Consider the following 8062-nt stretch of genomic DNA (forward strand, 5'->3'; position numbering starts at 1 on the left):
GGCCCAAACGTCACGAAACCGAGGAGTTGACCGGGTGCCTGGCACAAACCTGACCCGTGAAGAGGCGCAGCAGCGGGCGAAGCTGCTGACCGTGGACGCGTACGAGGTCGACCTCGACCTCACCGGTGCGCAGGAGGGCGGCACCTACCGGTCCGTCACCACCGTCCGCTTCGATTCCGCCGAGGCCGGTGCGGAGACCTTCATCGACCTCGTCGCCCCCGCCGTGCACGAGGTCGTGCTCAACGGCCACGCGCTCGACGTCGCCGCCGTCTTCCGGGACTCGCGGATCGCGCTGGCCCATCTGCACCAGGGCCCGAACGAGCTGAAGGTCGTCGCGGACTGCGCGTACACCAACACGGGTGAAGGTCTGCACCGGTTCGTCGACCCGGTCGACGACCAGGCGTACCTCTACACCCAGTTCGAGGTGCCGGACGCCCGTCGCGTCTTCGCCTCCTTCGAGCAGCCGGACCTGAAGGCGACCTTCCAGTTCACCGTGAAGGCGCCGAGCGGCTGGACGGTGATCTCCAACTCGCCGACGCCGGAGCCCAAGGACGACGTGTGGGTGTTCGAGCCCACCCCGCGGATCTCGACGTACATCACCGCGCTGATCGTCGGCCCGTACCACTCGGTGCACTCCTCGTACGAGAAGGACGGGCAGACCGTCCCGCTCGGCATCTACTGCCGACCGTCGCTGGCCGAGTTCCTCGACGCGGACCACATCTTCGACGTCACGCGCCAGGGCTTCGACTGGTTCCAGGAGAAGTTCGCGTACGACTACCCCTTCGCCAAGTACGACCAGCTCTTCGTCCCGGAGTTCAACGCGGGCGCGATGGAGAACGCGGGCGCGGTGACCATCCGCGACCAGTACGTCTTCCGCTCGAAGGTGACGGACGCGGCGTACGAGCGCCGGGCCGAGACGATCCTGCACGAGCTCGCGCACATGTGGTTCGGCGACCTGGTCACCATGGAGTGGTGGAACGACCTGTGGCTGAACGAGTCGTTCGCGACCTTCACCTCGGTCGCCTGCCAGGCCTCCGTCGAGGGCACCCGCTGGCCGCAGGCCTGGACCACCTTCGCCAACGCGGAGAAGACCTGGGCGTACCGCCAGGACCAGCTGCCCTCCACGCACCCGATCATGGCCGAGATCAACGATCTCGAGGACGTGCTGGTCAACTTCGACGGCATCACCTACGCCAAGGGCGCCTCGGTCCTGAAGCAGCTGGTCGCATACGTCGGCCAGGACGAGTTCTTCAAGGGCGTGCAGGCGTACTTCAAGGCGCACGCCTTCGGCAACACCCGGCTGACCGACCTGCTCGGCGCGCTGGAGGAGACCTCCGGCCGTGATCTGAAGGCCTGGTCGAAGCTGTGGCTGGAGACGGCCGGCATCAACATCCTGCGTCCGGAGATCGAGACCGACGAGAACGGCGTCATCACCTCCTTCGCCGTCAAGCAGGAGGCCCCGGCGCTGCCCGCCGGCGCCAAGGGCGAGTCGACGCTGCGTCCGCACCGGATCGCGATCGGCTTCTACGACCTGGACGCGGCCGGCAAGCTGGTCCGCACCGAGCGGATCGAGCTGGACATCGAGGCGGCCGAGCTGACCGCAGTGCCGCAGGTGGCGGGCAAGCCGCGTCCGGCGGTCGTGCTGCTCAACGACGACGACCTGTCGTACGCCAAGGTCCGCCTCGACGACGTGTCGCTGAAGAACGTGACCGCGCACCTCGGGGACTTCACCGAGTCGCTGCCGCGCGCGCTGTGCTGGTCCTCGGCCTGGGACATGACGCGGGACGGCGAGCTGGCCACCCGTGACTACCTGGACCTGGTGCTCTCGGGCATCACCAAGGAGACCGACATCGGCGTGGTGCAGTCGCTGCAGGGCCAGGTGAAGGCGGCCCTCGACCTGTACGCGGCGCCGGAGTGGCGGGCGACGGGTCTGGCGCGCTGGACGCAGGCGGCGCAGGAGCAGCTGCGGGCGGCGGCCCCTGGGAGCGACCACCAGCTGGCGTGGGCGCGGGCGTTCGCCGCGACCGCGCGGACGGACGCGGAGCTGGACGTGCTCGCCGGTCTGCTCGACGGCACGCACATCATCGGGGGTCTGGCCGTGGACACCGAGCTGCGCTGGGCGTTCGTGCAGCGGCTCGCCGCGACGGGGCGTTTCGACGAGCCGGAGATCGCGGCCGAGCTGGCGCGGGACAAGACCGCGGCGGGCGAGCGCCACGCGGCGACCGCGCGGTCGGCCCGTCCGACGGAGGCGGCGAAGGCCGAGGCCTGGGCGTCGGTCGTGGAGTCCGACAAGCTGGCGAACGCCGTGCAGGAGGCGGTGATCGGGGGCTTCGTGCAGACCGACCAGCGTGAGCTGCTCGCCCCGTACACGGCGAAGTACTTCGCCTCGATCAAGGGCATCTCGGAGACCCGCAGCCACGAGATCGTCCAGCAGATCGTGGTGGGCCTCTACCCGACGATCCAGGTCTCGCAGGAGACCCTGGACGCCACGGACGCGTGGATCGCGGAGCACGACCCGGCTCCGGCGCTGCGCCGTCTGGTGACGGAGTGCCGTGCGGGCGTGGAGCGCGCCCTGAAGGCGCAGGCGGCGGACGCGGCCGCCGCGTGACGATCACCGCGTAGGACTCACTGCGCGAAACGACGAAGGGGCACCCTCCCCCACGGGGGTGCCCCTTCGTCCGTTTGGGTCCGCTCGGCGGGCGGGCGTCGGCGCGCGGCCGCCCGCCGGGCGGAAGTCGTGCGGGACGGGTCAGCCGCCGAGCGCCGCGTAGCGGGCGCGCAGGTCGGCCGCGCCCTGCTCCGTCAGCGTGCCGTGCAGCCGCATCCGGGCGACGCCGCCGTCGGGGAAGGCGTCGAGGCGGACGTGGGTGACGACGGCCTGGGCCGGGAGCTTGAAGCGGTGCAGGGTGTCGGGCTGCAGCCTGGTCCGGGGGATGATCTCGAACCACTCGCCCGTGTCGCCGTTGCGGCCCTGGAGCGAGATCCAGCCGGCCGAGTTGCCCTTGAGGTACGCGGTGTCGATCTCGACGGCGCGTACGGCTCCCTGGGCGGCGAGCCGGAAGCGGACCCAGTCGTTGGTGCCGCGGACCCGGCGGCGGCGGTTCTCCCAGCCGTCGTCCATCTTGCGGGAGGTGCCGGGCAGGATGATCTGCGTCGGCGAGGAGTAGAACTTGTCCGACGCGTCCTCGTACACGCCTCCGTTGAGTACGGAGATCAGGTCGAGGGTGCCGAGCAGGTCCAGCCATTCGGGGTCGGGCACGACATCGCCGTGGACGCGCAGGCGGGCGATGCCGCCGTCGGGGTGCTGGCAGACCCGTACATGGGTGAAGCGGCGCTCGACGTCGATCGCGAAGCCGTTGGCGGCGTGGCCGCGCACGGGGGTGGGCGGGACGAGCTCCTCCCACTTCACGTCGTCGGCGAGGAGCTGCTCGGGGCTGGGCGATCCCTCGACGGCGGCGGCCTGGATCGACACCCGCTGCGGGTAGTTGCCGCGGAAGTGGGCGGTGTCGACGATGATGCCGCGGATGACGCCGGGGGCGCCGAGGCGGACGATCGCCCAGTCGTGGTCCTCGGGGGCGGGGAAGACGTTCTCGGCGTCGGCACCACGGCGGCGGCGGGTCTCCCAGCCGTCCATGATCTTGCCCTTGTGGCCGAAGTGCTCGGGGTCGAAGACCGCGCGCTCGCGGACGAGGAGGTTCTCGCGCTCGGCGAAGAACTCGTCGTTGGCGGCGACGACGCCGGCGCCGAGGCGGCGGTCGGCCAGGTCGACCAGCTCGGTGAAGGGGAAGTCACCGGTGCGGTAGTCGGCGTACGGGTCGCCACCCCCGTAGGGGGCGGCGTCGTTGGCGTGCGGGTCCTGGTCCTGGCTCGTCTCGAAGGTCATGCGTCGACTGTGCGCCTCGAGGACCTGGTGGGTCCATCGAATGTTTTCGACAGGTGTTTTCAGTTCTTCTGAACGGTCTGGACGGTCTCGCGCTGTGCGGCCGCCTGGCGCAGCGCGGCGAGCACCCGGGCCACCGCGACGCCCTCCTCCGCCCCGCGCCGTACCGCCGCGACGACGTGGCGGCGCGGCTGGTCGGCGGAGAGGACGCGCATGACGACTCCGGCGCGGCGCTCGGCGGAGGCCATCCGGGGCACAAGGGCGACACCCATGCCGGCCTCGACCATGGCGAGGATCGCGGTCCAGCCGGCGGCGCTGTGGGCCTGTTCGGGCACGAAGCCGGCGGCCTCGCAGGCGGCGGTGGTGATCTCGGACCAGGGGCCGGAGCCGCCGAAGATCCAGGGCTCGGCGGAGAGGTCGGCGAGCCGCAGCCCGGGCGCGTCGGCGAGGGGGTGCCCGGCGGGCAGGGCGACGTCGAGGGGGTCGGCGAGGAGCGGGACCCGGCTGAACTTGGGGTCGCGTACGGAGGGGGCGTGCGCGGCGAGCGAGAGCGCCAGGTCGACCTCGCCGGCGCCGAGCAGCTCGTACGCCTCGGAGGCCTCGGCCTCGCGGATCCGGACGTCGAGCCCGGGGTGCGCGGTCCGCAGCTGCTGCACGGCGGGGACGACCAGCGCGGGTACGGCCGTCGAGAACGCCGCGACCCGCACCTGACCCACCTCGCCGCGCAGATAGCCCTCCAGCTCGGCGTCGGCGCGCTCCAGTTGGGCGAAGACGACCTCGGCGTGGCGGAGCACGAGATGCGCGGCGTCGGTGAGCCGGACGCGCCGCCCCTGCGCCTCCAGGAGCTGGACACCCAGCTGCTTGGCGAGGTTGGTGAGCTGCTGGGAGACGGCCGAGGGGGTCATGAGCAGTGCCTCCGCGGTCGCGGTGACGGTGCCGCGGTCGCGGAGGGTGCGGAGGATCTGGAGCTTCTTGATGTCCCACTCGGTCATGGGGCGCAACCTACCGGGCGGGCGAGCGAGTCCATGCTTGAACGCGTTCAAGAAAGCCCTTGAACGCGTTCAATTCAGCTGTCAGGATGAGTCCATGACGACCCGCGGCCCCTGGGCCAGACTTGGCGTGCTCGGCCTCCTGCTGGCCGACGCCACCGCTCGCTACCTGCTGACATACGCGGCGACGTTCGGCGCGCTCGCCCTCTTCCTGGACGAGCCCGGATACGAGTCGCACTGGACGACCGGCCTGAAGGGCGCCCCGAGCATCGCTGTGCCGTCCGTCGTGATCCTCTGGATCTTCGGGCTGGCGAGCCGACGCACGGGCGTGATGTTCCGGTGGCAGCTCGCCTCGCTTCTCCTGCTGCCGCTATGGCCCCTGTTGTTCGCGTCGACGCCGGTACTGCTGCTGACCATGTGCCTGACCCAGACCCTCTTCGCGGCCGCGCTCACCCGCGCACCCCTGGTCCCGGCGGACTGGCGCTGATTCACCGCCCGCGTGCCGAGGCCAGCGCCACCCCGCCCAGGATGAGCGCCATGCACGCGCCGCCCACGAGCCCCAACTCCTCGCCGAGCAGGGCGTACGAGAGCAGCGCCACGCAGACCGGCTGGAGGTAGTAGACGACTCCGGCGCGGGCCGCGCCGATGAGGGCGATGGCCTTGTTCCAGGCGAAGAAGGCGACGGCGGAGGAGAGGACACCGACGTAGACCAGGGGGCCGACCGTGTCGGCGGTGGGCTCGAAGCCGCCCTGGGCGGCGAGGCTGACGCCGTACGCCGGGAGCAGCATCAGCGCGCCGAGCACGAAGGTGGTGAAGAGGAAGACCGGGCCGCCGAGTTCGGCCGGGCGGCGCTTGAGCAGGGCGCTGTACGAGGCGAAGCTGACGGCCGCCGCCAGCATCCACAGGTCGCCCGCGGCGAGCCGGGTGGGGAGCCGGCCCTCGCCGACGAGGAGCAGCACCCCGGCGCAGGCGATCAGCATGCCGGTCACGCGCCGGGCGCCGAGCCGCGCGCCGCCGAGCCGTTCGTACACCGCCATGAGGACCGGCGAGGCGGCCATGATCATGCCCATGTTGCCGGCGGAGGTGGTGAGTCCGGCCTGGTTGACGAGGGTGTTGTAGACGGTCACGCCGAGCAGGGCGGCGAGGGTGACGAAGCCGAGGTGGCGGCGGATGACCCGGCGCTGCCGCCAGGTCGCGCGGGCCGCGAAGGGGGCGACGGCCAGGATGGCGACGATCCAGCGCCAGAACGCGGCCTGGACGGGCGGTACGGAGTCATGCAGGGCGCGGGAGGCGACGAAGCTGCCGGACCAGACGACCGTGGCCACGAGCGCGAGGAGGAGACCCAGGCTCGCGCCCCGCGCGAGGGTGCGCGGGGCGGTGGTGGACTCGGCGGCGGACTCGGCGGTGGGCTCTGAGGTGCGGACGCGGTCCAGGAGTGCCACGGTGATCCTTTCGGTCGGTGTCGCTCTACCGTCGCACCGGGGAACCCTCCAGGTCCATCGAAAGTTCCTGACCGTTCCTTTCAGTTGAACTGAACGTTTCGGTCTTCTTCGAGGCGGGGGTACGGGGGTTCAGCTGGCCGACCAGGGTGGCACCGAAGGCGACCGCCATGCCGGCGAGCTGCACCGGCCCCAGCGCCTGCCCGAGCGCCACCCAGCCGATGACGGCGGCGCTGATCGGCGACAGCGGGCCGAGGAGCGTCACCGAGGAGGCGCTCAGCCGCTCGATCCCGCGGAACCAGAGGAAGTAGGAGACCGCGGTGTTGCCGAAGGCGAGGTACGCGTAACCGAGCAGGTTGGTGGAGTCCAGGGCCGGCGGGGCACCCTCGATCAGGAAGGCGATCGGCAGGATGATCAGGCCGCCGGCGGTGAGCTGCCAGCCGGTCAGGGCCAGCGCGCCCACACCTTCGGGCCTCCCCCAGCGCTTGGTGAAGACCGTTCCCGCCGACATCGACAGGGCGGAGAGCAGACCCGCGATCACGCCGACGAGGTCGAGGGCCGCACCCGCCTTCAGGACGACGAGACTCACGCCGAAGGCGGCGGCTATCGCGGTGAGCAGGGATCGCACGGTGGGCCGGTCACTCAGGAAGAGGGCCGCCAGGCCGACGACGAAGAGCGGGCCGACCGAGCCGACGACCGCCGCGACCCCGCCGGGCAGCCGGTAGGCGGCGAGGAAGAGCAGCGGGAAGAAGGCGCCGATGTTGAGGCCGCCGAGGACCGCGGACTTCCACCACCAGGCACCCCGGGGCAGTTTGCGGGTGAGGGCGAGCAGCAGCAGTCCGGCGGGCAGCGCGCGCATCAGACCGGTGAAGAGCGGTCGGTCGGGCGGCAGGAACTCCGTGGTGACGAAGTAGGTGGAGCCCCAGGAGATCGGGGCGAGCGCGGTGAGGGCTACGACGGCGGCCTTGCGGGACATGGCAGGTCCCCCCTGGTTCGGAGTGGGTCCGAGTGACTTGATGATAAGTAGCTTAGCAATAAGCTACTTATTGGCAAGCTGCTTGCTCACAAGCTTCTCTCTCGCGAGTGGCTTACCGCCCAGTGACTTACTTGCCGTCGAGTCGATCGATCAGGAGACTGCCGCCATGGACCGCACCGAACCCCCCGCCCACGACGCCGTCGACGCCATCACCGACCAGTGGGCGGCCGTCCGCCCCGACCTGGACACGCTGCCGATGGCCGTCTTCGGGCGGATCTACCGGCTGGCCGCCTCGATGCGCGGGCGGGTCGACAAGGCGTACGCGCCCTACGGAATGGCACTCGGGGAGTTCGACGTGCTGGCGACCCTGCGCCGCTCGGGTGAGCCCTACACGCTCTCGCCGCGCGAGCTCACCGCGACGCTGATGATCACCACGGGCGGGATGACGGGCCGGCTCGACAAGCTGGAGAAGGCCGGGCTGCTCAGCCGCAGCCCCGACCCGAACGACCGGCGCGGGCTGCGGGTGACACTCAGCGAACGGGGTCGCGAGCTGGTGGACCAGGCGGTGGGCGCGGGGCTCGACCAGCAGAGGGAGGCCCTGGAGGAGGCGCTCACGCCCGAGGAGGCGGAGCAGCTGGCCGGGCTGCTGCGGAAGCTGCTCGCGACCACGGTCGTGTGAACGCACACAAGGGCGCTGCGGCGGTACGTCCGTACCCCCGCCGCGCCCAAGGGAGATGCGGGGGCCAAGGCCATATTGGGCCAGTCCGGCGTGTGGAGC

7 protein-coding genes are annotated in these 8062 nt (G+C 71.2%); 3 read left to right on the plus strand and 4 right to left on the minus strand.

Going from position 1 to position 8062, the window contains the following annotated elements:
* Positions 1 to 34 precede the first annotated feature (34 nt).
* Entirely contained in the window at positions 35 to 2608 is a 2574-nt protein-coding gene (gene pepN / locus ACFV9D_RS36150; protein ID WP_385156314.1) for an aminopeptidase N, read from the plus strand.
* Positions 2609 to 2749: 141 nt separating this feature from the next.
* Here pepN and alc read toward each other — a convergent pair whose 3' ends face one another.
* Entirely contained in the window at positions 2750 to 3883 is a 1134-nt protein-coding gene (gene alc / locus ACFV9D_RS36155; protein ID WP_385156317.1) for an allantoicase, read from the minus strand.
* A gap of 59 nt (positions 3884 to 3942) precedes the next feature.
* Positions 3943 to 4872: a LysR family transcriptional regulator gene (locus tag ACFV9D_RS36160; protein WP_385156320.1), complete on the minus strand. Its 930-nt coding sequence runs from the start codon at positions 4870 to 4872 to the stop codon at positions 3943 to 3945.
* A 94-nt stretch (positions 4873 to 4966) separates the two neighbouring features.
* Between ACFV9D_RS36160 and ACFV9D_RS36165 the strand changes: the two genes are divergently transcribed.
* Positions 4967 to 5356 carry a hypothetical protein gene (locus tag ACFV9D_RS36165; protein ID WP_385156323.1) on the plus strand — a complete coding sequence of 130 codons (390 nt, stop codon included), beginning with the start codon at positions 4967 to 4969 and terminating at the stop codon, positions 5354 to 5356.
* A 1-nt stretch (position 5357) separates the two neighbouring features.
* Here the strand turns inward: ACFV9D_RS36165 and ACFV9D_RS36170 are convergent, their stop codons facing one another.
* Complete coding sequence (locus tag ACFV9D_RS36170) at positions 5358 to 6311, minus strand: DMT family transporter (RefSeq protein WP_385156326.1); 954 nt, start codon at positions 6309 to 6311, stop codon at positions 5358 to 5360.
* Between the two features lie 25 nt (positions 6312 to 6336).
* Positions 6337 to 7284, minus strand: a complete 948-nt coding sequence (locus ACFV9D_RS36175; RefSeq protein WP_385156329.1) for an EamA family transporter — start codon at positions 7282 to 7284, stop codon at positions 6337 to 6339.
* Between the two features lie 166 nt (positions 7285 to 7450).
* Here ACFV9D_RS36175 and ACFV9D_RS36180 point away from each other — a divergent pair, with 166 nt between their 5' ends.
* Positions 7451 to 7963 (plus strand): MarR family winged helix-turn-helix transcriptional regulator, encoded by a 513-nt coding sequence (locus tag ACFV9D_RS36180; protein ID WP_385156332.1) that lies wholly within the window; start codon positions 7451 to 7453, stop codon positions 7961 to 7963.
* Positions 7964 to 8062 lie beyond the last annotated feature (99 nt).

Source organism: Streptomyces sp. NPDC059875 (assembly GCF_042731085.1).
GTDB lineage: Bacteria > Actinomycetota > Actinomycetes > Streptomycetales > Streptomycetaceae > Streptomyces.

Bases quoted from the DNA above. Each gene is read 5' to 3' on its own strand.
- ACFV9D_RS36160 (WP_385156320.1), bottom strand. From the start codon at position 4,872: ATGACCGAGTGGGACATCAAGAAGCTCCAGATCCTCCGCACCCTCCGC.
- ACFV9D_RS36175 (WP_385156329.1), bottom strand. From the start codon at position 7,284: ATGTCCCGCAAGGCCGCCGTCGTAGCCCTCACCGCGCTCGCCCCGATC.
- alc (WP_385156317.1), bottom strand. From the start codon at position 3,883: ATGACCTTCGAGACGAGCCAGGACCAGGACCCGCACGCCAACGACGCC.
- ACFV9D_RS36165 (WP_385156323.1), top strand. From the start codon at position 4,967: ATGACGACCCGCGGCCCCTGGGCCAGACTTGGCGTGCTCGGCCTCCTG.
- ACFV9D_RS36180 (WP_385156332.1), top strand. From the start codon at position 7,451: ATGGACCGCACCGAACCCCCCGCCCACGACGCCGTCGACGCCATCACC.